The sequence below is a fragment of the Streptomyces griseofuscus genome, from assembly GCF_014673495.1.
In the GTDB taxonomy this organism is placed as follows: domain Bacteria; phylum Actinomycetota; class Actinomycetes; order Streptomycetales; family Streptomycetaceae; genus Streptomyces; species Streptomyces murinus.
Genome location: NZ_CP051006.1, coordinates 4914558 through 4941557 on the forward strand (window position 1 = coordinate 4914558; position 27000 = coordinate 4941557).

General features: G+C 71.4%; 23 protein-coding genes, 1 tRNA gene and 2 pseudogenes. 8 read left to right on the forward strand and 18 right to left on the reverse strand.

The features are described 5' to 3' along the window. Nucleotides 1–47: 47 nt before the first annotated feature. From HEP81_RS22025 to HEP81_RS22040, 5 genes and pseudogenes are all read right to left on the reverse strand, one after another. A tRNA-Arg gene (locus HEP81_RS22025) sits at nt 48–120 on the reverse strand. Next, on the reverse strand, nt 83–571 hold the full coding sequence (locus HEP81_RS42690) for a hypothetical protein (RefSeq protein ID WP_381126048.1): 489 nt from the start codon (nt 569–571) through the stop codon (nt 83–85). Before HEP81_RS42690 ends, HEP81_RS22025 begins: the two co-directional genes overlap by 38 nt. A 54-nt stretch (nt 572–625) precedes the next feature. Further along, nucleotides 626–688: pseudogene (locus HEP81_RS42695) on the reverse strand (TetR family transcriptional regulator); the annotation flags it as partial. A gap of 634 nt (nt 689–1322) precedes the next feature. Next, nucleotides 1323–2483 carry an alpha-hydroxy-acid oxidizing protein gene (locus tag HEP81_RS22035; RefSeq protein ID WP_037657717.1) on the reverse strand — a complete coding sequence of 387 codons (1161 nt, stop codon included), beginning with the start codon at nt 2481–2483 and terminating at the stop codon, nt 1323–1325. A gap of 96 nt (nt 2484–2579) precedes the next feature. Further along, nucleotides 2580–3896 carry a M6 family metalloprotease domain-containing protein gene (locus HEP81_RS22040; RefSeq protein ID WP_037657715.1) on the reverse strand — a complete coding sequence of 439 codons (1317 nt, stop codon included), beginning with the start codon at nt 3894–3896 and terminating at the stop codon, nt 2580–2582. Nucleotides 3897–4229: 333 nt separating this feature from the next. Here HEP81_RS22040 and HEP81_RS22045 point away from each other — a divergent pair, with 333 nt between their 5' ends. Both HEP81_RS22045 and HEP81_RS22050 read left to right on the forward strand, forming a co-directional pair. Next, nucleotides 4230–4889, forward strand: a complete 660-nt coding sequence (locus HEP81_RS22045) for a TetR/AcrR family transcriptional regulator (RefSeq protein WP_037657713.1) — start codon at nt 4230–4232, stop codon at nt 4887–4889. Between the two features lie 165 nt (nt 4890–5054). Further along, nucleotides 5055–6590, forward strand: coding sequence for an MFS transporter (locus tag HEP81_RS22050; RefSeq protein ID WP_037657712.1), 1536 nt, complete (start codon nt 5055–5057; stop codon nt 6588–6590). Nucleotides 6591–6618: 28 nt separating this feature from the next. Here the strand turns inward: HEP81_RS22050 and HEP81_RS22055 are convergent, their stop codons facing one another. After that, complete coding sequence (locus tag HEP81_RS22055; RefSeq protein WP_037657711.1) at nt 6619–7128, reverse strand: MarR family winged helix-turn-helix transcriptional regulator; 510 nt, start codon at nt 7126–7128, stop codon at nt 6619–6621. Nucleotides 7129–7244: 116 nt separating this feature from the next. Between HEP81_RS22055 and HEP81_RS22060 the strand changes: the two genes are divergently transcribed. After that, complete coding sequence (locus HEP81_RS22060) at nt 7245–8039, forward strand: dioxygenase family protein (protein ID WP_037657710.1); 795 nt, start codon at nt 7245–7247, stop codon at nt 8037–8039. A 24-nt stretch (nt 8040–8063) separates the two neighbouring features. On the opposite strand, the gene HEP81_RS22065 is transcribed toward HEP81_RS22060, so the two are convergent. After that, nucleotides 8064–8594 (reverse strand): GNAT family N-acetyltransferase, encoded by a 531-nt coding sequence (locus tag HEP81_RS22065; protein ID WP_037657709.1) that lies wholly within the window; start codon nt 8592–8594, stop codon nt 8064–8066. Nucleotides 8595–8786: 192 nt separating this feature from the next. On the opposite strand from HEP81_RS22065, the gene HEP81_RS22070 reads away from it, so the two are divergent. Together HEP81_RS22070 and HEP81_RS22075 are read left to right on the forward strand one after the other, a co-directional pair. Continuing rightward, complete coding sequence (locus HEP81_RS22070; RefSeq protein WP_037657708.1) at nt 8787–9788, forward strand: sigma-70 family RNA polymerase sigma factor; 1002 nt, start codon at nt 8787–8789, stop codon at nt 9786–9788. An 837-nt stretch (nt 9789–10625) separates the two neighbouring features. Next, nucleotides 10626–11033 (forward strand): annotated as a pseudogene (locus HEP81_RS22075) (TetR/AcrR family transcriptional regulator); the annotation flags it as partial. 550 nt (nt 11034–11583) lie between these two features. Here HEP81_RS22075 and HEP81_RS22085 read toward each other — a convergent pair. Beyond that, nucleotides 11584–12570, reverse strand: a complete 987-nt coding sequence (locus HEP81_RS22085) for a helix-turn-helix transcriptional regulator (protein WP_190276025.1) — start codon at nt 12568–12570, stop codon at nt 11584–11586. A gap of 186 nt (nt 12571–12756) precedes the next feature. Here HEP81_RS22085 and HEP81_RS22090 point away from each other — a divergent pair, with 186 nt between their 5' ends. Beyond that, nucleotides 12757–13005 (forward strand): hypothetical protein, encoded by a 249-nt coding sequence (locus HEP81_RS22090; RefSeq protein WP_037657706.1) that lies wholly within the window; start codon nt 12757–12759, stop codon nt 13003–13005. A 53-nt stretch (nt 13006–13058) separates the two neighbouring features. Here HEP81_RS22090 and HEP81_RS22095 read toward each other — a convergent pair whose 3' ends face one another. The 4 genes from HEP81_RS22095 to HEP81_RS22110 all read right to left on the reverse strand — a co-directional run bounded on the left by HEP81_RS22095 (nt 13059) and on the right by HEP81_RS22110 (nt 17705). Beyond that, nucleotides 13059–13805 (reverse strand): DUF6227 family protein, encoded by a 747-nt coding sequence (locus HEP81_RS22095; RefSeq protein WP_037657704.1) that lies wholly within the window; start codon nt 13803–13805, stop codon nt 13059–13061. A gap of 157 nt (nt 13806–13962) precedes the next feature. Further along, nucleotides 13963–15177 (reverse strand): L,D-transpeptidase, encoded by a 1215-nt coding sequence (locus HEP81_RS22100; protein ID WP_172624661.1) that lies wholly within the window; start codon nt 15175–15177, stop codon nt 13963–13965. 150 nt (nt 15178–15327) lie between these two features. Continuing rightward, nucleotides 15328–16350: a P1 family peptidase gene (locus HEP81_RS22105; RefSeq protein WP_037657702.1), complete on the reverse strand. Its 1023-nt coding sequence runs from the start codon at nt 16348–16350 to the stop codon at nt 15328–15330. A gap of 104 nt (nt 16351–16454) precedes the next feature. Continuing rightward, nucleotides 16455–17705, reverse strand: a complete 1251-nt coding sequence (locus tag HEP81_RS22110; RefSeq protein ID WP_037657700.1) for a low temperature requirement protein A — start codon at nt 17703–17705, stop codon at nt 16455–16457. 94 nt (nt 17706–17799) lie between these two features. Here HEP81_RS22110 and HEP81_RS22115 point away from each other — a divergent pair, with 94 nt between their 5' ends. Further along, nucleotides 17800–17976 carry a hypothetical protein gene (locus HEP81_RS22115; RefSeq protein WP_086812599.1) on the forward strand — a complete coding sequence of 59 codons (177 nt, stop codon included), beginning with the start codon at nt 17800–17802 and terminating at the stop codon, nt 17974–17976. A 4-nt stretch (nt 17977–17980) separates the two neighbouring features. Here the strand turns inward: HEP81_RS22115 and mscL are convergent, their stop codons facing one another. From mscL to HEP81_RS22145, 6 genes are all read right to left on the reverse strand, one after another. Then, nucleotides 17981–18439, reverse strand: a complete 459-nt coding sequence (mscL, locus tag HEP81_RS22120) for a large conductance mechanosensitive channel protein MscL (RefSeq protein ID WP_037657698.1) — start codon at nt 18437–18439, stop codon at nt 17981–17983. 138 nt (nt 18440–18577) lie between these two features. Next, complete coding sequence (locus HEP81_RS22125) at nt 18578–19204, reverse strand: CpaB family protein (protein ID WP_037657696.1); 627 nt, start codon at nt 19202–19204, stop codon at nt 18578–18580. Nucleotides 19205–19383: 179 nt separating this feature from the next. Further along, a complete protein-coding gene (locus tag HEP81_RS22130) occupies nt 19384–20217 on the reverse strand; it encodes an S-methyl-5'-thioadenosine phosphorylase (protein WP_037657694.1) in 834 nt (277 codons plus the stop codon). 114 nt (nt 20218–20331) lie between these two features. Then, nucleotides 20332–20646, reverse strand: coding sequence for an FmdB family zinc ribbon protein (locus HEP81_RS22135; protein ID WP_078967453.1), 315 nt, complete (start codon nt 20644–20646; stop codon nt 20332–20334). A gap of 67 nt (nt 20647–20713) precedes the next feature. Beyond that, nucleotides 20714–22009: an MFS transporter gene (locus tag HEP81_RS22140; RefSeq protein WP_037657692.1), complete on the reverse strand. Its 1296-nt coding sequence runs from the start codon at nt 22007–22009 to the stop codon at nt 20714–20716. Between the two features lie 293 nt (nt 22010–22302). Continuing rightward, entirely contained in the window at nt 22303–23928 is a 1626-nt protein-coding gene (locus tag HEP81_RS22145) for a potassium/proton antiporter (RefSeq protein ID WP_037657818.1), read from the reverse strand. A gap of 216 nt (nt 23929–24144) precedes the next feature. Between HEP81_RS22145 and HEP81_RS22150 the strand changes: the two genes are divergently transcribed. After that, on the forward strand, nt 24145–27000 hold the full coding sequence (locus HEP81_RS22150) for a penicillin acylase family protein (protein ID WP_037657690.1): 2856 nt from the start codon (nt 24145–24147) through the stop codon (nt 26998–27000).

Consider the following 27000-nt stretch of genomic DNA (forward strand, 5'->3'; position numbering starts at 1 on the left):
CCCTCCCGTCCGACGGACGGAAGGGTCTCTGACCAGGTGTTTCTTTGTGCCCCCGGCAGGATTCGAACCTGCGACACCCGCTTTAGGAGAGCGGTGCTCTATCCCCTGAGCTACGAAGGCGGGGCTCGACCCACAGGGTACCGGATCGGGGATCGGGCGGACGTCGGGTTCGGTCGCTGGGGGAGGGGTGGGGGCAGGGGCGGGTCACGATGCCGTTCAGCAGGAGCTCCGATGCCTGCATCAGTTCCTGTTCCAGGCGGCCCTCGGGCTCGTTCTCCGCCTCGCGGAACCAGCGGTAGAGAGTGCCCAGGTATATGTCCCGGAGGACGTTGCCCACCTGTTGGGGGATGACGTCCTCGCGCAGTTCGCCGGTTCTGCGGCCGTCCTCGACGATCTCGGCGAAGAGTTCGGCGACGTAGGGCTCCTCCCTCAGGGGGCGGCCGGCCTTGACCCAGGCGACCAGCATCGCGGCCATACGGTCGTGTTCTTCCTCGTTGATGTGGCCCAGGACGGTCATGCAGCGGCGCAGCCGGTCCGCGGCGCCCGTCCGGTCGGGGAAGGCGTCCGCCATGATGCTGACCAGGCGTTCCCGGCGGCGTTCGCCCCAGGTGCCGATCAGGTCTTCCTTGCGCGGGAAGTGGTTGAAGAAGGTGCCGCGGGCCACGTCGGCGCGTTCGGCGATCTCGTCGACGGAGGTCCGGTTCTAGCCCTGCTCGGCGAAGAGTTCCAGCGCCGCCGTGTACAGGCGCTCCTTCATCTTGATCTTGTTTCGCCCGCGGCGCCCCAGGGGCTGGCCCTCGCCCTCGGCCGGGGACGTGTTCATCTCTTCCTTCTGTACTTCATCTCTTCCTCCTGTACGCGCGATGCCGGTACCAGGACAGAGACACGCGCCGCAGCTGAGTGCGAGCACCGCCATCTCCGGTCTGCTCTTCTTCGTCCAGGCCCTGGGCGCGGTCTCCCGGGTGTGGAGCGGGCGCTGGACGGACAGCAGGGGCGGCCGGCACCGCCGTACCCTCGTCATCGCCGAGATCGCGATCATGGCGCGCAAGGAGCGCTCCGGGACCGCCCTCGGGCTGGAGAACACCGTGGTGTTCGCGGGTGCCTTCCTCACTCCGCTGGGATCCCCGGGATCCTCTCGGCCACCGACTGGCCCGTGGTCATGCTGCTCATCGGGGCCGTGCCCGCCGTGCTGTCGGCGGTGGTCATGCCCCGTGAGGGGAAGTGGCCGCCCGCCCGGTTCGCCGGACGTCCGCCCCGCCGCGCACCTCGTGCGGCGGGGCGGTGGCGTGTACGGCCCGCGTGTACGGCCTGCGGGCAGAGGTTCAGCGGAGGTGGCGCAGGGCGCCCGGGGTGAGGTCGGCCAGGGTGGGGTAGCCGTCGACGGCCATCAGCAGATCGGCCTCGGCGAGCAGGGTGCGCAGGACGTGCACGATGCCGTCGGCGCCGTCCAGGGCGAGGCCGTAGGCGTAGGGGCGGCCGATGCCGACGGCCCGGGCGCCCAGGGCGAGCGCCTTGACGACGTCGGAGCCGGAGCGGACCCCGGAGTCGAAGAGGACGGGCAGCTCACCGGCGGCCTCGACCACACCGGGCAGGCAGTGCAGGGCGGGCAGCCCGCCGTTGGCCTGGCGGCCGCCGTGGTTGGAGCAGTAGATGCCGTCGACGCCCGCGTCCCCGGCGCGGCGGGCGTCGTCCGGGTGGCAGATGCCCTTGAGGATCAGCGGCAGATCGGTGAGCGAGCGCAGCCAGGGCAGATCGTCCCAGGTGAGCGGGTTGCCGAAGGTCAGCGCCCAGTGCAGGACGGCGGCCGAGGGGTCGTCCTCGGGGGACTTGGCGAGGCGGGAGCGGAACACGGGGTCGCTGGTGTAGTTGGCCAGGCAGTGCCCGCGCAGCTGGGGGAAGTTGCTCGCGGCCAGATCGCGGGGGCGCCAGCCGGTGATCCAGGTGTCCAGGGTGACCACGATGCCCCGGAACCCGGCCGCCTCGGCCCGGTGGACCAGGCTCTCCGCCAACTCCCGGTCGGTGGGCGTGTAGAGCTGGAAGAAGCCCGGGGTGTCGCCGAACTCAGCGGCCACCTCCTCCATCGGATCCACCGTCAGGGTGGAGGCGATCATCGGCACCCCGGTACGGGCGGCGGCGCGGGCGGTGGCCAGATCGCCGTGCCCGTCCTGCGCGCACAGGCCGATCACCCCGACCGGGGCCATGAACAGCGGGGAGGGCAGCCGCATCCCGAACAGGTCGACGGACAGATCGCGGTCCTTCGCCCCCACCAGCATGCGCGGGATCAGCCCCCACTCCTCGAAGGCGGAGACGTTGGCCCGCTGGGTGTGCTCGTCCCCGGCGCCGCCCGCGACGTACGACCGCACCGAGGGCGGCAGCGCGGCCAGCGCGGGCGGCTCCAGCTCGGCGAAGGTCATCGGCAGCCGCGGTGTCACTCCGCGCAGGCCGTCGAGGTAGATCTCGTTCTGGTAGTCGGCGAACGCCATGGGGTCCTCCTGCTCCGGCCCGCCGCGTGCGAGCCGCTGGACCCTACAGCGCGGGCCCGGCCCCGGGGAACGGCAGGCACGGACCGGGGGAACGGTTCAGGTCCGTGTCACCCGCACCCGGTACGTCCCGTCGTCCTCCCCCGCCACCCGCACCACGATCCCGTGCCGCGGGTCCTTGAAGGTCTGGCCCGGGGTGAAGGGGGCGTCGGAGAGCTCGGCCTGGACATTGGGGCTGCGGGTGCAGCCGCCGCTGCCGCGGTGGGCGTCGTAGACGGTGATGGGGCCCCGGCCGGTGTCGACGGTCGCGTCCACCTTGTAGATGAGGACGCCGGGGCAGCAGATCGCCTCGTCGTTGCCGCCCTGCGCGCGGACCTCCAGGGCGTACGCCGAGTGGCCGTTCACCGGGATGATCACCAGCTTGCCGCCGCCCGACTTGTACAGCGGGGTCAGGGAGTACTCGACGCTGCCGCCCTTCGCCGCGCAGCCCACCTGGGAGCCGTCCAGCCAGCCCAGTTTCCACTTGTCCCAGGCGAGCATGTCGTTGTTGGCGCCCCAGTCCTCGCTCATGATGTCCCAGTGCCCGACCGCGCCCCCGCCGTCCTGGGTGTACAGGTCGGGCAGGCCGAAGGTGTGGCCGTTCTCGTGCGGCAGCACCCGGTAGCCGGTGTGCGGGAAGGAACCGGAGCCGTCGTCCTGGCGGGAGTAGATGAAGGAGGCGTTGGCGACCGGCACCCCGTCGGCCACCGGCGCGTCCGCGTTTCCCGCGAAGGTCACCGACAGCACCGTGTCCAGCGCGGACGGACCCGCGTTCGGCGTGACCAATATGTTCAGCAGGTCGTACGAGCGGAAGTCGACCCTGGGATCGGCCGCGGTCACGATGTCCTGCACCAGCTGCCGGTATCCGGGGTCGAAGGGCGCGCCGCGTTCTATGCCGTACGCCTTGAACGGCTTCGGCATCCGCAGCCAGTCGCTCACCGGTGTCTCGGGCCGGTAGTCCAGGCGGCCGTACGACGAGGTGCGGAACCAGTCCTGGGTGCGCGGGAAGAACTCGTGGAAGCGGTCCATCGCGCTGCCCTCGCCGGGCGCGTCGGAGAAGTCGACCATCAGGGTCAGGGCGTGCACGGTGCCGGTGGAGCGGGCGTAGCCGTGGGGGGTGGGCACGCCCTCGGCCATCTGGACGTCGGAGCCGCCGTGGATCATGCAGGGGGAGAGGGCCGCGGTGCGGGCGAGTCCGGTCGGCCCGGCGGTGGAGGGCGCCGAGAGACGGGCGGTCCCCGCGGAGGTGGTGATCGCGAGGGTCAGCGCGGTCACCGCGGCGAGCGCCATCCGGCGCGAGGGTATGCGGCGCGTGGATATACCGCTGGGGTCCTGGTCGGGGGATATGCGGCGGGGCGACTGCGGCTGCGGCTGCATGCACGGACCCTTCGCTCCACGGCAGCCGCCGGACTCCTGGCTGCGCCCTTGCGATCACCCTGTGCCGGGGTCCCGGCGGGCGCGCGCTGGGCGAGACCGATCGTGGGAAGGGCGGCCCCGAACGTGGGAAGTGCGGGGGCGGGAGGGTGAATTCGGGTCCCCGGCGCATGTGGCTCAGCTCACAGGTTCTTCTTCCGCGGGCGGGAAATAAGTGGGGACCCTCTCCCCGTTTGGAACTGTGTCCGCCCGAAACGGGGACCCGGTCCCCGGATCATCAGGGCCCACCGACTACGCATCGACATCGCATCGACCGAACCGACCGAGGAGCACGCAGTGACGACCGCCACCCATCCCGCGCCGCGCAAGGTGACCCGGCCCCGCGCCGACGCCCTGCGCAACCGGGAGCGGATCGTCACCGCCGCCCGGGAGATGTTCACCGAGCACGGCCCTGACGTGCCGCTGGACGAGATCGCCCGCCGGGCCGGCGTCGGCAATGCCACGCTGTACCGCAACTTCCCCGACCGCGACGCCCTCGTCCGCGAGGTCGTCTGCTCCGTGATGGACCGTACGGCCGAGGCGGCCGAAGGGGCCCTCGCGGAGACCGGGGACGCCTTCGCCGCGCTGGAGCACTTCGTGCACGCCTGCGCCGACGAGCGGATCAGCGCGCTGTGCCCGATGGTCTCCAGCACCTTCGACCGGCACCACCCCGACCTGGAAGCCTCCCGCGAGCGCGTCGAGAGCCTCGTGGAGGAGGTCATGGGCCGGGCCGTGACGGCCGGTCAGCTGCGGTCCGACGTCGGGGTGGGCGACCTGATGATCGCGGTGGCCCAGCTGAGCCGGCCCCCGGCCGGCACCGGTTGCCCGCAGGGCGACCGGTTCGTCCACCGCCACCTCCAGCTTCTCCTCGACGGCCTGCGGGCCCCCGCGCGCTCCGTGCTGCCGGGCACCGCCGTCACCGTCGGGGAACTCCGCCAGTGCGGTACGGCCGCATAGTCCGAACCGCTCCCGCCCGCCGCACCAGCCGCTTCCGTCGTTCTCGCTCTTGTCGTCCGTTTTCCTGACGCGTTCCGTTCACTGTCGTTTTCTCGTCATTTTTCCGTCACCTGGTCACGAAGCTCCGCACTCGTGAACTCCCGAAGTCCCGAAGTGGGTACCCCCATGTCCGAAGCCCTCAAGGCTCCCCGCATCGCCGCGCCATCCGGCGATGCCAACCGCTGGAAAGCGCTCGTCTTCATCGCGCTCGCCCAGCTGATGGTCGTCCTCGACTCGACCATCGTGAACATCGCCCTGCCCTCGGCCCAGAAGGACCTCGGCATATCCGACGGCAACCGGCAGTGGGTCGTCACGGCCTACGCCCTCGCCTTCGGCGGTCTGCTGCTGTTCGGTGGCCGGATCGCCGACAAGTGGGGCCGCAGGCGCGCCTTCCTCACCGGTCTGATCGGCTTCGCGCTGGCCTCCGCGCTCGGCGGCCTCGCCGTCTCGGGCCCGATGATGTTCGGCGCCCGCGCCCTCCAGGGCGTCTTCGGCGCCCTGCTCGCGCCCGCCGCGCTGTCCCTGCTGGCCGTGATGTTCACGGACGCCAAGGAGCGCGCCAAGGCGTTCGGCATCTACGGCGCCATCGCGGGCGGTGGCGGCGCGGTCGGCCTGATCCTCGGCGGCTTCCTCACCGAGTACCTGGACTGGCGCTGGACGTTCTTCGTGAACGTGCCGTTCGCCATCGTCGCCGCGCTCGGCGCCACCCTGGTCATCCGCGAGCCGGAGGGCGGCCGCAACCGCGCCCCGCTCGACATCCCCGGCGTCCTGCTGTCCACCCTCGGCCTGGTCGCGCTGGTGTACGGCTTCACGCGCGCCGAGTCCAACGGCTGGGGCGACGCCCTGACCATCTCGATGTTCGTGGCGTCCGCGGTGCTGCTGCTGTCGTTCGTGCTGGTCGAGTCCCGGGTCAAGGCCCCGCTGCTGCCGCTGCGCGTGGTCCGCGACCGCAACCGCGGTGGCATCTACCTCTCGCTCGGCCTCGCCATCATCGGCATGTTCGGCCTGTTCCTCTTCCTGACGTACTACCTCCAGATCGTCCAGGGCTACTCCCCGGTCAAGACCGGCTTCGCCTTCCTGCCGATGGTGGCCGGCATGATCACCGGCTCCACCCAGATCGGCGCCCGGCTGATGACCCGGGTGCGGGCCCGGTTCCTGATGGGCCCCGGCTTCCTGGTCGCGGGTCTCGGCATGCTGCTGCTGACCCAGCTGGAGATCGGTTCGTCGTACACCACCCTGCTGCTGCCCGCGATGGTGCTGCTGGGCCTCGGCATGGGTACCGCGTTCATGCCCGCCATGTCCCTGGCCACCACGGGCGTCGAGCCCCGGGACGCCGGTGTGGCCTCCGCGATGGTCAACACCTCGCAGCAGGTGGGCGGCGCGATCGGCACGGCGCTGCTGAACACCATCGCCGCGTCCGCGAAGTCGTCGTACCTCAAGGACCACATCGCCGGTGCCACCACCAAGCCGCAGCAGCAGCTCGTGGGGCTCCAGAGCATGGTGCACGGCTACAGCACGGCGATCGCCTTCGCCGTCGGCATCCTGGCCGTCGCCGCGCTGATCGCCTTCACCTTCGTCAACGCCGGCCGTCCGGGCACCACGCAGGTGGCCTCCGGCGCGGGCGCCGAGGACGAGGTGCCGGTGCCGGTGGTGGCCCACTGAGCCTCGGGTACTCGGTGAGCCAGGTGACTTAGCGGAGCCAGGGGAGGTCCGCACCCTCCTCGTCCGGCTGTAGGCCCTCGGCGACGATCTCCATGATCTCGCCGAGGGCCTTCTGCTGTTCCGGGCTGAGCCGGTCGAACAGGGCCTGGCGTACGGCGGTCACATGGCCCGGGGCGGTACGGCCGAGCACGGCCGCGCCCTCCTCGGTGAGCACCGCGAACTGACCGCGCTTGTCGGAGGGGCAGTTCTCGCGGCGCACCCAGCCGTTCTTCTCCAGCCGGGCGATCGCGTGCGAGAGCCGGGAGCGGGTGATCTTCGCCGTCATCGCCAGTTCGGTCATCCGCAGCCGGCGCTTGGGTGCCTCGGCGAGCGTGACGAGCAGGCCGTAGTAGATGTGCGGCATGCCCGCGTCGCGTTGCAGCTGCCGGTCGAGGTGGTCCTCCAGCAGGGTGGTGGCGTGCAGGTACGCGCGCCACACGCGCTGCTCCTCGGGGGTGAGCCAGCGGTGTGGTGCGGCGGAGTCCGGTGCCGTGTTCATGGGTCCACTTTACGAAAGGCCTCTTTGAAACTTGAACTAGTTGGGCGTACGGTGTTTCCAGTAAAGCTTGAGAGTTAAAGTATCTGGTCTCGCCGGGACGAAAGGGAGTCGCCGCCATGTCCGTCGCCGCCGCCAAGGAGCGCATGCCCGCCCTCTACCTCAGTCACGGCGCCCCGCCGCTCGCCGACGACCCGGTGTGGCCCGGCCAGCTCGCCGCCTGGGCCGCGACGCTGCCCCGTCCCAAGGCCGTCCTCATCGTCTCCGCCCACTGGGAGGAGGCCCCGCTCGCCCTCGCCGCCACCGAGACCGTCCCGCTGGTCTACGACTTCTGGGGCTTCCCCGAGCACTACTACCAGGTCCGGTACCCCGCCCCCGGCGCCCCGGAGCTGGCCGAGTCGGTCCGCAAGCTGCTGCGCGCCCCCGGTACGCCCGTCCAGGACATCCCCGACCGCGGCCTGGACCACGGTGCCTACGTCCCGCTCGTCGAGATGTACCCGGACGCCGACATCCCCGTCCTCCAGGTCTCCATGCCCACCCTCGACCCGGTGCGGCTCATGGAGATCGGCCGCAGGCTCGCCCCGCTGCGCGACGAGGGCGTGCTGATCATCGGCTCCGGCTTCTTCACCCACAACCTCGCCGCCCTGCGCAACCCGGGCGGGGGCGTGCCGAGCTGGTCCGCCGAGTTCGACGACTGGGGCCGGCGCGCGCTCGCGGACCGCGACTGGGACGCCCTCCTCGACTTCCTGGGCAAGGCCCCGGCGGGCCGCTACGCCCATCCGCGCACCGAGCACTTCGCCCCGCTCTTCGTCACCATGGGCGCGGCGGAGGCGGCCGGCGAGCTGGACGCGCAGAAGTCGGTGATCGACGGGTTCTGGGCGGGGCTGGCGAAGCGGTCGGTGCAGTTCGGGTAGTCCCGAGGGGCCGGTTTTCGGGGGCTAGAGCTCCTTCGCGTACCAGGCCACGTCCCAGTAGCGGCCGAACTTGCGGCCCACCTCACCGAACGTGCCCAAGTGCCGGAAGCCGAAGCGCGTGTGCAGCCGTACCGACGCCTCGTTCGGCTGGGTGATCCCGGCGTAGGCGCGGTGCAGGTCCTCGCCGGACAGGGACTGGAAGAGGGCGTCGTAGAGCAGCGTGCCGAGGCCGCGCCGGCCGGCGTCGTGGGCGACGTACACCGAGGTCTCCACGGAGGTCGCGTACGCGGGCTTCGGCCGGTGCGGGCCGGAGGTGGCGTACCCGAGGATCCGCTCGGCGCCGGTGCCCGGCTCGCTCCGTGCGGCAACCATCAGGCGGTGCGGGCCGTCTTCCGGGTGGGAGAGCAGCCAGGGCAGGCGCTCACGCGGGGTGAGAGGGACGGTGTCGAACGTGATGGCCGTCTCGCGCACATAGTGGTTGTAGATCTCCGTGAGCGCATCGAGATCTCCCTCGACTCCTGGTCTGACCTGCACCTCTGTGGGCTCGGACACCATCTCGCCTCCCATGCGGCGGAACAGGGTACTGCATGATCAGAAAAATTGAGGGGCGGGTTGGGAATTCTGTCCTGATTCCAGTCGTTGTTTCCATCGGATGCAGGGCACTCAGAGGAGAGTCCGCAAGGACACCCCGGAGAGCCGAGCGTTCAGCAGGACCACCCGCCAGCCCACCATCGCAAGGGAGCACGCATGGCAACCCGTGCCGTCGCCCGTCGTAAGTCCGCCGTCTCCGGCGAGACGGCCGACTCGGCAAGCAGTGTTCGCGCTCATGGCGGCGAGATCGCGGACCGCGACCTGGTCGGCATGTACCTCGACGAGATAGCGCGCACACCGCTGCTCGACGCCGCCAAGGAGGTCGAGCTGTCCCAGACCATCGAGGCGGGTGTGTTCGCGCGACAGGTTCTCGACGGGTTCGAGGACACCACCTCGGACGCCACCCGTGAGGAGCTGGAGTCCCTGGTCGCCGCGGGCGAGCGGGCCAAGGACGTCTTCATCCGTTCCAACCTCCGCCTCGTCGTCGCGGTCGCCCGGCGCTACCCGCGCAGCGGTCTGCCCCTGCTCGACCTGATCCAGGAGGGCAACGCGGGCCTGGTGCGCGCCGTCGAGAAGTTCGACTACCGCAAGGGCTTCAAGTTCTCCACGTACGCCACCTGGTGGATCCGCCAGGCCATCACCCGCTCCATCGCCGACCAGTCGCGCACCATCCGCCTCCCCGTCCACCTGGTGGAGGAGCTGGGCCGCATCCGCCGGGTGCAGCGCGAGTTCAACCGCGAGCACGGCCGTGAGCCGGAGCCCGCGGAGATCGCGGCGGAGCTGGGCTCCACGCCGGAGCGCGTCACCGACGTCCTCGACTGGGCCCGCGACCCGGTCTCGCTGAACATGCCGGTGGACGACCAGGGCGAGACCCAGTTCGGCGACCTGCTGGAGGACACCTCCGCGGTCAGCCCCGAGCAGTCCGTGATGACCCTGCTGCGCAGCGAGGAACTGGACGACCTGATCGGCCGCCTGGACCAGCGCACGGCCTCCATCATCAAGATGCGGTACGGCATCGAGGACGGCCGCGAGCGCACCCTGACCGAGGTCGGCAAGGAGCACGGTCTGACCCGTGAGCGCATCCGGCAGATCGAGAAGCACGCCCTGCTGGAGCTGAAGAAGCTGGCGCGGGACACCGGGTTCGACGCGGCGGCGTAAGGGATCCGGGGAGCTGGGGGGCCGCGTACGCCGGGTGGCGAAAGACGGCGCAAACATGGCGCTCCGGGGCCGCTTCAACCGCCGGGCCCGAGGGAACAACCTCTCCGGGCCCGCCAGCGGGGCCCCGCGAACACCGCACTCCCCACATCGCGTCACCCGCAGACCAGCCGAACCAGCTCTCCCAGCCGACACACCGACCCGCAACCGGCCGCCCCACGCACCTTCGGCCGATCCCACGCGAGCCATGTCCCTGCGCACATCCCCCCCCCCGGCGCCGGGACTTCCGAGAGCCGGGCTTCGGCGCCCACCCCCCCCCGGGCGCCGGAGCCCGGCTTCTTCTCGCCCCGGACGGGACGGCGGCACCGGCCTCCCCTGCGTGCGGGCGGCCGTCGAGGGGACACTCCAACGGCTTCTCGGGTCCCACGCCCACGGGTTCGAAACGGCGTTTCCGCGCCATGCGGCCCGAACCCCTCGACCTTGCGGGGCCCTTGAGGCCGGAACGGCCCACCGCCCGTTCCCCGCGAGGCGGTTGGCGGCCCGGCGCGGACCGGTGTGCGGTCCTCGCTGCGGACGCGGCCCGGCCGTGCGACGCTGGGAAGCGGTGCGGCGGCGAAGCCGGAAGGGGACCGCGGCGAAGACGGCAAAGGGCGGCCCACCCCGTACCTGAACCCCGGGGTGAACCGCCGGATGGCAGATTCTGCCACACGGGCATAGCCTGCCGAGATGAGCACCACCCCCCGTCCTACCCCCCGCTCCACCTCCGGCACCACCCCGCAGTCACCTTCCGGCGCCGCGCCGACCCCCTCCCTCACCGAGCGCCGCAAGGCCGAGACCCGGATGGAGATCGCCCGGGCCGCGGCCGCGCTGTTCGTCCGCCAGGGACTGCGGGCCACCCGCGCCGAGGACATCGCCCAGCGGGCGGGCATCGCACCGCGCACCTTCTACCGCTATTTCGCCACCAAGGAGGAGGCGGTCGCGCCCCTGTACGCCGCAGGCGCCCAGCGCTGGGCCGAGGCCGTCCGCACCGCCCCGGCCCGCCTCACCGTCCCGCAGGCCCTGGAACACGCCGTCGAGCACACCCTCACCCCCGGCGTCGGGGTCTCGGCGGCCTCCTGGGAATGGGTGCGCACCCTGATCCGCCTGACCGACACCAGCCCCGCCCTGCGCAAGGTCTGGGCCGAGGTGGGCCAGACCTCGGAGGAGGCACTGGCGGAGATCCTGGCGCGACGGCTGGCGACCCCGGGATGGGGAGTGGCGTGCGCGGAGGCAGCGGGCGCGGGCGGGGAAGGGGTGGCTGCGGGAGAGACGGGTGGGGGAGAGACGCCTGCGGGGGAGCCGTACGAGGGCGATCCGCCCGCGGGGGAGCCGTACGTGAGTGGGTCGCCCAGCGGTGGGCCGACCAGGGGTGGGTCGATCGGGGGTGGGGCGCACGCGAGTTCGCCGTCGTTGGATGAGCCGTTCGTAGGTGAGCCGTTCACAGAGGAGCCGTTCACAGACGAGTCGGTCGCTGGTGAGCGGTTCGCCGGTGATCCGCTCGCCGGGGAGTCGCTCGCGGGCGGGCCGGGAGCCGTCGGCGCCGGGGAGGCGGAGTCGGCCGAGCCCCCGCTCGCCGTCCCGGTGATCACCCCCGACCTGCGCTTCGCCGCCGCCGTCGCCGGGAGTGCCGTACGCGTCGCCGTGCAGTCCTGGGCCGCCACCGCCTCCCCGCCCGCCGGCCCGGACGGCCCCGCCGCGCTGGCCCTGCGCAACCTCAAGGCCCTGGGCGACTTCGACTGGGACGGTGCCCGCTAGGGCCCTAGGCGTTCCCGAGAGGCCCCCGGGCATCCCCGGCCCGGCTCAGCCGTCCCCCCAACTCCCTTACACACGACAGCAGTTCATCCGGCCCCCGCACGGCGAACTCGTACCCCGTCAGCGCCAGCCGGACCGTCAGCCACTCCACGGGGTCGCCGGTGGCGCCCGCCAGGACGCAGCCGCCCTCACCGTCGTCCGTGAGCGTCCCGAGCGTTGCCGGTAGTCGCTCGGCGACATCCGCCGCCGACGCGGCGAACCGCACCTCGAAGGTGTACGCCTCCTGCCACTGCTGGATCGACTGCCGCAGATACTCCGCCGCGCTGCCCCTCGGCAACTCCCGCTGCTCGAACCGGACTCCGGTGGCGAACGGCTCGCTCACCCGGTCCACCCGGAACGTGCGCCAGTCCGCGCGATCGAGGTCGTACGCGACCAGATACCAGCGCCGCCCCGTCGACACCAGCCGATGCGGCTCGGTCAGCCGGCGGGACGCGCCGCCCTCCTTGTCGCGATAGGCGAACCGCAGCCGCTCCCGGCCCGCCACGGCCCCGGCCAGCAGGGTCAGCGTCTCCGCCGGGATGCTCGCGCCGTCCCCGACGGTCAGCGGGGTGGTCGCCGCCTGCAAGGTGGACACCCGGTGCCGCAGCCGGGCCGGCAGGACCTGCTCCAGCTTGGCGAGGGCCCGTACCGACGCCTCGTCCACGCCCGCCACCGCGTGCCCCGCACCGGCCCGCAGCCCGACCGCGATGGCGACGGCCTCCTCGTCGTCCAGCACCAGCGGCGGCATCGCCTTGCCCGCGACCAGCCGGTACCCGCCGTCCGAACCCTTCGTCGCCTCCACCGGATAACCCAGCTCGCGCAGCCGCTCGATGTCCCGCCGCACGGTACGACGCGACACCGCGAGCCGCTCGGCCAGCTCACCGCCGGGCCACTCGCGGGGCGTCTGGAGGAGGGAGAGCAACTGGAGCAGCCGTGCCGGGGTGGCGGTCGTCATACGCACGAGGATGCCGCACCAATAGGACGGCGCCTGACCTAGTCGGAGCGGACGTCCGCCGCACCTCTTCCACTTGCCCCATCAGCCCTATTGATCCGGTTGATTCCGTGTGTGTTGTTCACGGCACCTGCGAGATACGTCACGGTCCGGGTCCGAAGCGCCCCGCCGTGGTGTGTACTGGTGGGTATGCCCGAGCATCTGTCGACTCTCCAGCTGGTCGCCGCGGTCTTCTTCACCCTGGCCGGCGTGGTCTGGGCGATCGGTGTGCTGCGGCTGCTGCGGCGGTTCCGCGCACAGGCGCTCCGCGAACTCGCGGCCGCCCGGCTGCCGTTCCTCCCCGCCCAGCGGACCGGCCCGCCGCGGGAATCTGTGGAGCTGACCCCGGCCGAACAGGACGCCTTCGCCGGGCTGATACGACAGCTCGGCCACCGCTGACCGACCCGGCAGGGCCGCTCGCCCCGCCGCCCGCTTCGCCGTCGGTCCGCCCGTCAGCCCTGTCGTGCCGCGCGCCGCTCCATCGCGGAACGGGCCGCGTCCTCCGACAGGTACACCTCGCACATATGGCGGCCGTCCGGCGTCGCCGTGTGCTCGACCTCCCACAGGGAGATCTCGCTGTCGTCCGGCAGCAGGAACGCGTGCTCGTACAGCACATAGCTCAGCCCCGAGCGGCCCGCCCGGCCCGGACGGCCGAAGGCCTGGGTGATCTCGTGCGCCGTCGCCGTGGCCAGCAGGGTGGCTGTGCGGTCATCGGGATGGTCCGCGTTCTCCGCGCGGCGCAGCAGCCGGCGGGCGTGGTCGGCGGAGTCGCCGCAGGCGAACACATGCCGGGGAGCGGGGACCGCCCACAGCCAGATCGGCGCGGGCAGCTCCAGCTCGGGTGTGTCCGGGGGTAATCCGAGCCGCGAGGTGGCCGTCTGGAGCTCCTCCTCGTCGGTGTACACCTCATGATCAGGGGCGCCGCCCGGGGTGGCGTTGTGCGCCAGCTCCCAGAGCGTGACCGCCGAGCCGTCGGCGAGCAGCCAGGTGTGCCGGTACGTCTCCCGGTGCAGCCCGGCGCTGTGGTGCGCGGAGTGCAGCGAACTGTCGTACGCCAGCGCGCAGTCGAGCCGTCGGATCACCTCGTCGGGCAGTTCGAAGGAGTTCAGGGCGCGGCCGAGGAGTCGCGCGAGGTGCTCCTCGGGCGACTCCGGCGACTCGGCTGGTTCGGGCGCTGCCGTCTCATACGGAACGCTCAAGGCATCTCCCGGCGTTGCTGCATGTCACCTTGTGGGTGCATACCGTAGCCCCTCGATCGGACATCATGTCCGGGAATGGGGAAAACGAACACCGGAAAAACGCGCGGGCCGCGCGAGATGTTCCCGCGCGGCCCCAAAACCCGTCAAAACCCGTCGGTCAGGCGGCACTTCCGGCGGTCCAGGCGCTCCAGGACATGTTCCAGCCATTGAGGCCGTTGTCCGGGGACACGGTGGTGTCGGGGGAGTTCTTCACGATCACCACATCGCCGATGAGCGAGTTGTCGAAGAACCACTTCGCCGAGGTGTCGCCCTGCGCGCCCTGCACATCCGCGAGGCCGACGCAGCCGTGGCTGGTGCCCTGCCGGCCGAAGGGCGGATTGCCCTTGTTGTACCAGTAGTTGCCGTGGATGAAGGTGCCCGAGGACGTCAGGCGCATCGCGTGCGGCACATCCGGGATGTCGTACTCCCCGCCGAAGCCGACCGTCGAGCCGTTCATCCGGGTCTGGGTGAACTTCTCGGAGATCACCATCTGCCCGTTGTACGTGGTGTGCTCCGGGCTGCCCGCGGAGATCGGCACCGACTTGAGCGTCTGGCCGTCGCGCACCACGGTCATCGTCTGCGTGTTCACGTCGACGGTGGAGACCTGCGAGCGCCCGACGGTGAAGGAGACCGTCTTCTTCTGCACGCCGTAGAGGCCCTGGGCGCCCTGCACATGGTCCAGGTCGATCTTCATCGTGACCTTGGAGCCGGCCTTCCAGTACTCCTGCGGCCGGAAGTCCAGGCGCCGGTCGCCGAACCAGTGCCCGACCACCTGCTGGCCGCTGCTGGAGTTGACCGTGATGTGCGACTGCACGGCCTTCTTGTCGCTGATCGACTTGTTGAAGGTGAACGACACCGGCATGCCCACGCCGACCGTGCTGCCGTTGTCCGGCGTGTAGGTGCCGATGAAGCTGTTGGCCGAACTGACGGTGCTGAAGATGGCGTTGGCCGCCGCCGGGCGACCCTCGGCGTCCTTCGCCCGCGCGGCTATCTGGTACTTCGTGCCGAGCTCGAGGCGCTGCTTCGGCTTCCAGCTGTGGCCGTCCGCCGATATCGCGCCCGGCACGGCCTGCTCGGACCCCGACACGGTCATCTTCACATCGGTGAGCGTGCCGTCGCTGACCTTCACGCCGGTCGCGTTGACGGACGCGTCCGTCGCGCCGTCCTTCGCCGAGATGGCTATCTTCGCCGTCGAGGTCTTCGGGGAGTCCTTGCCGCCGCCCTTGTTCGAGGCGTTGGCGTCGCCGCCGCAGGCGGTCAGGGTGAGGGCGCCGACCATCAGGGCGGCACAGGCCCCCAGTGCGCGCCGCGCTGCAATGTCCGGCCTTGTCACGGGCTGCTCCAGGTTCGTGTGATGTGCGTGGTCCGTTCCCATGCGCCAAGAAAGAGTGCGCAAACAGTCCCTGAGGTTCCCCCCAAGACCTCGTAAGGCCACGACGTGACAGAACCGCGACAATCCGCGTCCGACGGCGACGCGCTCCCCCTACGACCGCCCGTACAACTCCCCGTACGACGGCCACACTCCGCCCGGTCCGTCGACCGGCTCGGCCGCGCGCACCGCCTTGACGATCGCCCGGGTCACCAGGTCCGCGCCCGCGGCCAGCAGCTCATTGAGGGCGAGCGGATGCGCGGCGAGCGGCCGGGTGCCGGTGGCCAGGGTGAAGACCGTGTCGCCGTCGTGCAGCAGATGGACCGGGCGGACGGCGCGGGCGATGCCGTCGTGCGCGGTGCCGGCCAGCTTCTGGGCCTGTGCCTTGGTCAGTTCGGCGTCGGTGGCGACGACCGCCAGCGTCGTGTTCAGCGGCGGCGTACGGCCCGCGCCGGACTCCTCCAGCCGCCGCAGCGCGGCCTCGTGCACCTCCTTCTCCGGGTACGCGACCCGGCCGTCGTACAACTCCCCGTACAGCACCCCCGTCCGCGGATCCAGCACCGATCCCGCCGCGTTCGCGACCACCAGGGCGGCGACCGTGATCCCCGATTCGAGGACCGTGCTCGCCGTGCCGATGCCGCCCTTGAGCCAGCCGGCCGCCGCGCCGGTGCCGGCCCCCACACAGCCCTGCGGCACCGGGGCGCCCGGCGCGCTCGCGGCCGCCGCCTCCACCGCCGCGCGGCCCGTCGCGGCGTCCGGCCGGGCCCGGAAGTCACCGCCGCGCCCCAGGTCGAAGACGCAGGCCGCGGGCACCACCGGCACGACATGCGCCGGGTCGGGTCCCACCCGCACGCCCCGCCCCCGCTCCTCCAGCCAGGCCATCACCCCGGACGCCGCGTCGAGCCCGTAGGCGCTGCCCCCGGTGAGCACGATCGCGTCGACCCGCTGGACCACATTGCGCGGATCGAGCGCGTCGGTCTCCTTGGTGCCGGGTCCGCCCCCGCGCACATCCACGGCGGCCACGGCCCCGCCCTCCGGCGCCAGTACGACGGTGGTCCCGGTGAGCCTGCCGTCCCCGGTCCGGGTGGCGTGTCCGACCCGTACCCCGGCGACATCTGTCAGTGCGTCAACTGTCATGGCCGCCAGTCTGCCCGAGCCCCGCCCGCCACCGAAGGGCTCGGTCGCCGTCGAATGGCTCGGTCTGTCACCGCGGGGCCCGGCCGGCCGGCCTTCCGCAGGGCTCAGCCGGCCGGTGTTTCAGCGCTCGCCGCACGCTCCCTTCGGACCATGCGGGCCGTCAGGGTCACCCCGGTCGCCACCGCCGCCGCGCAGACCAGGCCCGCCGCGAGCACCGACCGGCCGCCCAGGAAGGTGCAGCAGAGCACCAGCAGCGCGGTGACCGGCAGCACCAGCTGCTGCGCGATGCCCACCTTGAAGTGCCGTGCGTGCAGGGCCCAGACGGTCAGCAGATACAGCGCCGTCGGCAGGGTCACCGCCGCCGACGCGGCCGCCGTGGAGATGTGCGCCGAGCCGACGGTCTCCTCCACGGCCACCTCCAGGCCCGCGCCGATCGCCGCCGCCGAGGAGAAGATCAGATAGTGGCCGTACCCCCACAGGAACGCCCGTCCGCTGGAGCGCAGATGGCCGTGGATGGGCACCACGAAGTAGATCCACCAGGCGGAGAAGACGATCAGGAGCCCGCCCGCCGCGATCGGCAGCAGCTCGCCCAGCGCCGAGTGCTCGTCCACGGCGGACTTCACGGCGACCGTGGCGGAGGCGATCGTCTCGCCGAGCACGATGATCGTGAACAGTCCGTACCGCTCGGCGATGTGGTGCGGATGCCAGGAGGTCTCGTAGCGCCGCTCGGCGAACAGCGGTACGCACATCTCCGCGATCGCCATCACCAGGAACACCCAGGGCCGCGCCGGCTGCGGCAGCACCACCAGACCGGCCCAGCCGACCTGGCACAGCAGCACTCCGCCCGCGTAGCGCAGCGCGGCTCTGCGTTCGGCGCCCTCGGCGGTCCGCGCGGCTCTCAGCCACTGGGTGGCCATCGCGAGGCGCATGATCACATAGCCGAGCCAGACCGTCATGTAGTCGTGCTGCTCGAAGGCCCGGGAGACACCGGCGGCCAGCACCAGCACGCCGGCGATCTGCACCAGGGTGACGACCCGGTAGAGCACGTCGTCGTTGTCGTACGCCGAGGCGAACCAGGAGAAGTTCATCCAGGCCCACCAGATGGCGAAGAACACCATCGCGTAGTTCAGGACCCCGGTGCCTGCGTGGCCCGCGGAGACGGCGTGCACCAGTTGCGCACCCGCCTGGGAGACCGCCACGACGAAGCACAGGTCGAAGAGCAGCTCCAGCGGGGAGGAGACCCGGTGGGCCTCCTGGCGCCCGCGCGCGGTGAGCCGTCGCACGGGGCCGGAGGGATGGGATGCGGGGTGGGATGCGCCCGGAGCAGCGGGCGCCGGGGTGGAACTCGGCGTCATGCCTCTCAGCACAGCAGAAAACCGGGCGGAAGGCTTGCTCGGGCGCTCACCGGCGGCCGGCGGCCCACCGGGACGGGGGCCGTACCCTGGACGCATGAGCGATGCCCCCGCACCCGGACCGCGTGACCCGAAGCCCGCGCTGGTCTTCGACGATCCGCTGGACCAGCAGTCCTCGGACGACACCGACCGCGGCTGGGGCGAGCGGCCGGCCGGCGACAGCGCCGCCGACCTCAAGCGCTTCCTCGACGAGAAGCCGCCCCACCACATCTGAACCGTCAGTGGTCGTCGCGGCCGGTGCCGCGCTGGGCGACCAGGGCGTCGCGGATCTCCTTGAGCACCTCCAGCTCGGACACCTCGATGACCTCCTTGGTGCCCTCCCGCGCCTCCCTGCGGGCCGCCTGCCGGGCCAGGTACTTCGACATCGGCAGGACCATCAGGAAGTACACCACCGTGGCGGTGATCAGGAAGGACAGCGCGGCGCCGAGGACGGAGCCCCACATCAGCTGGATGCCGTGCGTGCCGTGGCACGAGTCGCTCAGACACGTGCTGTAGTTGTCCAGGTTCTGGGTGCCGATCGCGCCGACCAGCGGGTTGATGATCCCCTTCACCAGCGCGTTGACGATGTTGGTGAAGGCGGCGCCGATGACGACCGCCACTGCCAGGTCGATGACATTGCCGCGCATCAGGAAGGCCTTGAAGCCTTGCAGGACGCTCGGTTCCTTCTTCGCGCTCACCTCGGAGACGCTCCTCGCATGCACAGGTGGTGGAACAAAACGCTCCGCAACCTACGGCACGGTACGGCCATACTGTCCAATCCTGTCCCCCGAAGGAGCGACTTGACAGCGCGCCGCCGGGAAAAAGTCCGACGCGGTTCAGCACAGCGTCACCGCCAGCCGCGCCGTGGCACTCGCACCGACGAGCCCGGCCGCCAGGGCGCGCGGCACCGCCAGCACCACCAGCGCGCCGCTCTCGGCGGCGCCGTCGAGCGGCTCCGGCACCCGTGTCACCCGCACTTCGCGCGCGAGCACCCGGGCGCCGCCCCCGCCCCCGGCCGCCGGATCCTGCGCGGCGATCACATCGACCCGGTCGCCGGGGCGCAGCAGCCGGACCGTGGCCGCGTCGGCGATCCGCACCGGCGCCGCGACCAGGCCCTCCGGGCGCGGCGGCGGGCGTAGGGGAGTCGCGGGCGGGTGTCCGCGCGCGGACCGGGCGGGCCGCGGTGCCGTGTGGGCGCGGTGTGCCTGTGCCGAGGTCCCCGGGCCCGCGGCCACCAGCGCGGCCGCGGTCACCGCGAGGCCGGCCGCCACCGCCCGCCCCCGGTGCCGTACCAGCCGCTGCACCCGGTACCGCCCGCCGCGCACCCGCACCGGCGGGAACGGCGGCACCTCGCAGGTCGCGGGCGCGTCCGTGCCGAGGGGAGGGGGGAACGCGCTGCGCGAGGCGGCCGCGGTGGGGGAGGAGGGCGCGGGTGAGGGAGCGGAGGAGAAGGGGTGGGGCATCGGGATCACCGCCTGTGACGAGGGACGTCGGCTTGCGATGCCCACGATGACGCCTCGCACCGGATCCCGCCGGAGCCGGTGGACCACCGCCCGGTTGTGGACAACTCGCCCACTCGAACGGGTGGTTCCGCTCCCGCTACGGCGACTTGTCCACAGCTCCGGTCACCCCGTCCGCCCCGCTACGGCAGCTCGAACCCCGGGTCCATCCCGCCGAGCGCGTGTACGCACAGGCAGTCCCGCTCCCCGGTCGCCGGCAGCGCGGCGACCGCGTCGAAGAGCACCCCGCGCAGCCGTTCCACATTGGCCGCGAACACCTGGAGGACCTCCTCGTGGGAGACGCCCTCGCCGGTCTCGGCGCCCGCGTCGAGGTCGGTGACCAGGGTCATGGACGTGTAGCACAGCTCCAGTTCGCGGGCGAGCGCCGCCTCGGGGTGGCCGGTCATGCCCACCACCGACCAGCCCTGCGCCTGGTGCCACAGCGACTCGGCGCGGGTGGAGAAGCGGGGCCCCTCGACCACGACCAGCGTGCCGCCGTCCACCGGCTCCCAGTCCCGGCCGCGGGCGGCCTTCAGCGCGACGGCCCGTCCGGTGGGGCAGTAGGGGTCGGCCAGGGACACATGCACGACGTTCGGCACCGTGCCGTCCGGCAGCGGCAGCCCGTCGAAGTAGGACTGGGCCCGGGACTTCGTACGGTCCACGAACTGGTCCGGCACCAGCAGCGTGCCGGGGCCGTACTCGGTGCGCAGACCGCCCACCGCGGAGGGGCCGAGGACCTGCCGGACGCCGACGGAACGCAACGCCCACAGGTTGGCGCGGTAGTTGATGCGGTGCGGTGGCAGATGGTGGCCGCGGCCGTGCCGGGGCAGGAAGGCGACCCGCCGGCCGGCGATCTCGCCGAGGAACAGGGAGTCGCTGGGCGGCCCGTAGGGGGTGTCCACTTGTACCTCGGTGACGTCCTCGAGGAACGAGTAGAAGCCCGAGCCGCCGATTACGCCGATCTCTGCGTTCGCCATGGCCAAGACATTAGCTGGCCGTGACGCCGCGCAGGAGACCTTGCCGGGGAACGCCGAATGCCCTGCCGTCCAGGGACGGCAGGGCGGACGTCAAAAAAGACGGGGCGTGCGGCCTCAGGCGGCGGACGTGCCGGCCGAGCTCGACGTGGACGTCGAGGACGTCGACGACGGCTTCGAGTCGGACGACGCCGAGGTCGAGCCGGACGACGAGGAGCCGGACGGCTTCGTCGCCGGGCTGCTGCTCGACGTGGAGCCGCGCGAATCGTTGCGGTAGAAGCCGGAGCCCTTGAAGACAATGCCGACCGCGGAGAACACCTTCTTCAGGCGCCCGTTGCAGTGGGGGCACTCGGTCAGGGCATCGTCGGTGAACTTCTGCACCGCCTCGAGGCCCTCGCCGCACTCGGTGCACTGGTACTGGTAGGTCGGCACTGTCTTCCTCCTGGCACTCTCACTCATTGAGTGCTAACGACGCTCCATAGTGACGTATTCCCGGGGATCAGTCCACCGTCACCGGCGAGCGGTGACCGACGCCACGTGCCACGGTCTGCGTCTCCTGGCGCGTGATCAGCGCGGATCGCAGCGCCACCAGGGTCAGCAGAGCGAGCACCGTACCGCCCATCGGGACCAGGAATCCCGAGCCGTCCCACAGCCGGTCCTCCAGCTGTCCGGCGACGGTGACCGCGGCCGCCTGGCCGAGCGCGACCGCGCCGGTCAGCCAGGTGAACGCCTCGGTGCGGGCCCGGGCCGGGACCAGGGCCTCGACCAGCGTGTAGCCGGTGATCAGCGACGGCGCGATGCACATGCCGACCAGCAGGCCGAGCGCGGCGAGCAGCAGCACCGAGTGCGCCGTCCACAGCGCGGACGCGGTCAGCGCGAGCGCGGCGTAGCCGACGAGCAGGCGCCGCTGGGGCGCCGTCTTCCAGGCGATCGCGCCGCAGACGATGCCGGACAGCATGTTTCCCGCGGCGAAGACGCCGTACAGGACGCCGTTCAGACCGGGCTCGCCGATCGACTGGGTGAAGGCGGCCAGGGATACCTGCATGCCGCCGAAGACCGAGCCGATGCCGAGGAAGGTCACGATCAGCACGCGCACACCGGGGATCCGGAGCGCGGAGCCGTGCTCCACGTGCGCGGCCCCGCCCGTGGCCGTCACCGCGGGCTGCGTGCTCTTCTGCGCGGCGAACAGCAAACCGCCCACGAGGGTGAGCGCCGCTTCCGTGAGCAGACCGGCCGCGGGGGTGACGGCGGTGCACAGGGCGGTCGCCAGCAGGGGCCCGAAGACGAAGGTCAGCTCGTCCGTGACCGACTCGAACGCGGCCGCGGTGCCCATCAGGGGCGAGCCCTGGAGCTTCACGCCCCAGCGCGCCCGCACCATGGGCCCGACCTGCGGCACCGAGGCACCGGTCGGCACGGCCGCCAGGAACAGCGCCCACAGCGGGGCGTGCGCGAGGGCGAGCGCCGTCAGGGACAGACCCGACACGGTGTGCACCAGGACGCCGGGGAGCAGCACGGCGCGCTGGCCGTAGCGGTCGGCCAGGCGCCCGCTGTAGGGCGCGAACAACGCCATGGAGACGCCGGTGACGGCCGCGGCGGCGCCGGCCGCGCCGTACGAGCCGGTGGTGTGCTGCACCAGCAGCACGATGGAGAGGGTGAGCATCGCGAACGGCTGGCGTGCCGCGAAGCCGGGGAGCAGGAAGGTCCAGGCGCCGCGGGTGCGCAGCAGTGCTCCGTATCCGGGGCGGGAGGAGGCCGGCGAGGTCTTCGCCGAGTCGTCGGTGACCGTGGATCCCACGGCCCGTGCCTTTCTGCCGCCTGGTAGCGCGCGTCCCCGTGCGGGGGTCCGGGCGCCGAGAGCTGTCCTCTTGCGCGGACTGCGGTAGATACCGGCGCCCACGGCAAGGTGGGGGGCGTCACGGCCGCCATACGGTCGCGCCAGCTCTGCGTCAGGCAGAGTTGGTTCGATCAGGGTGCCCCTTCATCGTACAGGGGCCACCCCCGCGTGGGCTGTGAAAGCGAGCACCAGCGGATCGGTCGCCTGGGATTCCGCGGCGCGTACGCCAGGTGTGAACCGTAGGAAACCCGTTCTTAACGCGAGCCCCCGGAGCGCGAACCCCCGGACCGCGCGCTCCCCGGCTTCGGGCCCCCGGCCTGTGCGCCCCCGGAGTCCTCCGCCCCGTCCGTGCCCAGCCAGCTCGCCAGCTTGCCGCCGTGGGCGACCGCGCGCAGCCGCGCCTCCGCCGAGTCGCGGACCGGGTCGGTGGCGACCACCAGGAGTTCGTCGCCGCGCCGCAGCACCGTGCTGGGCAGCGGTACGAAGGACTTCCCCTCGCGCACGACGAGCGTCACGGCGGACCCGGACGGCAGCCGCAGCTCGGCGATCTCGACGCCGTGCATCCGCGACTCCTCGGGGATGGTCACGGACAGCAGATGCCCGCGCAGCCGCTCCAGGGGCGCCGACTCGATGCCGAGGTCGGCCGCCTCGCCCTTCTCGCCGAGGCGCAGCTTGCGCGCCAGCCAGGGCAGCGTCGGCCCCTGGACCAGGGTGTAGACGACGACCAGGACGAAGACGAGGTTGAAGATCCGCCGACTGCCGTCGACGCCGTTCACCATGGGGATCGTCGCCAGGATGATGGGCACGGCGCCGCGCAGTCCCGCCCAGGACATCAGGGTCTGCTCCTGCCAGGGCACCCGGAACGGGGTCAGGCTGAGCACCACGCTGAGCGGGCGGGCCACCATGGTCAGGATCAGGCCGATGACCAGGGCGGGCACGATGTCGTCGCCCAGTTCGTGCGGGGTGACCAGAAGGCCGAGCAGGACGAACATGCCGATCTGGGCGATCCAGCCGAGCCCCTCGGCGAAGCCGCGGGTGGCCGGCCAGTGCGGCAGCTTGGCGTTGCCGAGCACCATGGAGGCCAGATAGACCGCGAGGAAGCCGCTGCCGTGCCCCAGGGCGCCGGCCGCGTACGCCGAGATGGCGATCGCGAGGACGGCGATCGGGTAGAGGCCGGAGGCGGGCAGCGCCACGTGCTTGAGTCCCCAGGAGCCGACCAGGCCCACCGCGAGTCCCACGGCGGCGCCGATGGCCAGCTCCAGGGCTATCTCGCCGATCAGCATGTACCAGTGCTCGACCGGTCCCGCCGTGGAGAAGGCGACGACCAGGATGACGACCGGGGCGTCATTGAACCCCGATTCCGCCTCCAGGGTGCCCGTCACCCGTGCGGGCAGGGGGATTCTGCGCAGTACGGAGAAGACCGCCGCCGCGTCCGTCGAGGACACCACCGCGCCGATGATGAGCGACTGCCGCCAGTCCAGCCCGACCAGATAGTGCGCGCCCGCCGCGGTGACCCCGACGCTGACCGCGACGCCCGCGGTCGCGAGCACGGCGGCGGAGGACAGGACCGGCCGGACCTCCTTCCACTTGGTGCCGAGGCCGCCCTCGGCGAGGATCACGACCAGGGCCGCATAGCCCATGACCTGCGTCACGGCGGCACTGTCGAAGTGGATGTGGCCCAGGCCGTCCTGGCCCATGACGATGCCGATCCCCAGGTAGACGAGCAGGCTGGGGAGCCCGCTGCGCGAGGAGATCCGCACGGCCGCGACGGCGACCAGCAGGACCAGGGAGCAGACGAGCAGAAGCTGGTTGAGGTGGTGAACAGTCAGCGGCGGTTCCCTTCCTTGGCCCGAGCGCGGGGCGCGCGGACGCGCGAACACAAGATCCGAGGCTGCGGCGCACCGCATCCAGGTACTTCGTTACCTTACCTAATTCTTGACGCTTTCTTGACGCTAGGGGGAGAAGATCGAACGCTCGTGCGCGCTGGTTCCCGACTCCGCGTCAAGGCGCACAGGGTCCTGCGCCTATGGTTGCTCCAGCGCTCATTCAAAGTCATGGCCCGACCTGCCGCTCGCGTTAGGACAGCAAGGACAGCGATGCCCCCGAACACCACCGCCACAACGGGTGACACCGCCACCACCGGTGCCGCGCCCGCCAAGTCAGGCAGGAAGAAGGGGCGCAAAGCCCGACTGCTCGTCCTGCTGCTGGTCCTGGCCGTCATCGCGGGCATCGCCTACGGCGGCTACTGGTCGGTCAGTGCCGTCCGTGCCTCCCTCCCGCAGACCACGGGCACGATCACGCTCGACGGGCTGTCCGGCCCGGTCGACGTCAAGCGGGACGGCAACGGCATCCCGCAGATCTACGCGTCCTCCGACGCGGACCTGTTCATGGCGCAGGGCTACGTCCAGGCGCAGGACCGGTTCTACGAGATGGACGTGCGCCGGCACATGACGGCGGGGCGCCTGTCGGAGATGTTCGGCAAGAGCCAGGTCAAGAACGACGAGCTTCTGCGCACCCTCGGCTGGGAGCGGGTCGCCAAGCAGGAGTACGACACCAAGCTGTCGGCCTCCGCCAAGAGCTATCTGGACGCCTACTCCAAGGGCGTCAACGCGTATCTGAAGGGCAAGAGCGGCAAGGACATCTCCCTGGAGTACGCCGCCCTCAACCTGACCAACGACTACAAGCCGCAGCAGTGGACCCCGGTCGACTCGATCTCCTGGCTGAAGGCGATGGCCTGGGACCTGCGCGGCAACATGCGGGACGAGATCGACCGCGCCCTGATGACGAGCCGCCTCGGTCCGCAGCAGATCCAGGACCTGTACCCGGAGTACCCGTACAGCCGGAACAAGCCGATCGTGCAGGAGGGCCAGTACGACGCGCTGACCAAGAGCTTCGAGCAGAGCGCCGCCGCCGGCACGCCCGTGGGCACGGGCACGAGCACCGGCACGACCGGGGCCACGGGTGCGACGGGCACCACCGGCGCCACGGGCTCGTCTGCGGGCACGACGGGCGCCACCGGCTCCGGACCCTCGGGTACCTCCGGTTCGGGCCTCACGAGTCAACTGGGGGGCCTCTACAGCTCCCTGGACGACCTCCCGACCGCCGTCGGCGTGAACGGCCAGGGCATCGGCTCCAACTCCTGGGTCGTCGGCGGCCAGCACACCATCACCGGCAAGCCGCTCCTCGCCAACGACCCGCACCTGGAGGCGTCCCTGCCGGGCGTCTGGTACCAGATGGGCCTGCACTGCCGGACCGTCTCGGCCAAGTGCCAGTACGACGTCACGGGTTACACGTTTGCCGGGATGCCCGGTGTGATCATCGGCCACAACGCCGACATCGCCTGGGGCATGACCAACTCCGGGGTCGACGTCAGCGACCTCTACCTGGAGAAGGTCACCGCCGGCGGCTACCTGTACGACGGCAAGGTGCGGCCCTTCAAGACCCGCGAGGAGACCATCAAGGTCGCAGGCGGCGCCTCCAAGACGATCGTCGTGCGCGAGACCCAGGACGGGATGCCGCTCCTGTCGGACCGCGACGACGAGCTGGTCCAGGTCGGCAAGAAGGCCGGCGTCGCCGCCGCCGCCCCCGACCGCGGCGACGGCTACGGCGTCGCCCTGAAGTGGACCGCGCTCGACCCGGGCGCCTCCATGGACGCCATCTTCGCGCTCGACAAGGCCGGCGGCTGGAAGGACTTCCGCGCGGCGGCCGCCAAGTTCGACGTCCCCTCGCAGAACCTGATCTACGCCGACACCCGCGACAACATCGGCTACACCCTGCCGGGCAAGATCCCGACGCGCTCCGCCGCGGACGACGGCTCCGTGCCGGCGCCCGGCTGGGACCCCAAGTACCGCTGGACCGGCTACATCCAGCAGGACGAGCTGCCCTACGAGTACAACCCCAAGCGCGGCTACATCGTCACCGCCAACCAGGCCGTGGTCGACAAGGACAAGTACCCGTACACCCTGACCACCGACTGGGGCTACGGCACCCGCAGCCAGCGGATCACCGACCTGATCGAGTCCAAGATCAAGGGCGGCGGCAAGATCTCCACCGACGACATGCGGCAGATGCAGCTGGACGACAGCAGCGAGATCGCCAAGCTCATGGTGCCGAAGCTGCTGAAGATCAACCTGTCCGACAAGAACGTGCGGGACGCGCAGAAGCTGCTGGAGGGCTGGGACTACACCCAGGACTCCGACTCCGCGGCCGCCGCGTACTTCAACGCCGTCTGGCGCAACGTCCTCAAGCTTGCCTTCGGCAACAAGCTCCCCAAGGAGCTGCGGGTCAAGGGCCAGTGCCTGTGGGTCGACAAGGTCGACAGCACCGGTCCGGTGGACGACGACAACACCAAGGTGCGCGAGTGCGGCATGCGCGCCGCGGACCAGGCGCAGCCGGACGGCGGCGACCGCTGGTTCGAGGTCGTGCGCAATCTGATGAACAAGCCGGACAGCGACTGGTGGAAGACGCCCAAGCAGGGCACCCGCCCGGCGGCGAAGAACATGGACCAGCTCTTCGCGCGGGCCATGATCGACGCCCGCTGGGAGCTGACCGCCAAGCTCGGCAAGGACATCGACACCTGGAACTGGGGCCGGCTGCACCGCCTGTTCCTGAAGAACCAGACGCTCGGCACCGACGGCCCCCAGGCGCTCCAGTACCTGCTCAACCGCGGCCCCTGGAAGCTCAACGGCGGTGAGGCGGCCGTGGACGCGACCGGCTGGAACGCCGCGGGCGGCTACAACGTGGTCTGGGTGCCCTCGATGCGGATGGTCGTCAACCTCGCCGACCTCGACAAGTCCAAGTGGATCAACCTGACCGGGGCCTCCGGGCACGCGTTCAGCGCGCACTACACGGACCAGACGGACAAGTGGGCCAAGGGCGAGCTGCTGCCCTGGTCGTACTCCTCGAAGGCGGTCGACAAGAGCACGAGCGACACCCTCGTCCTCCAGCCGTAA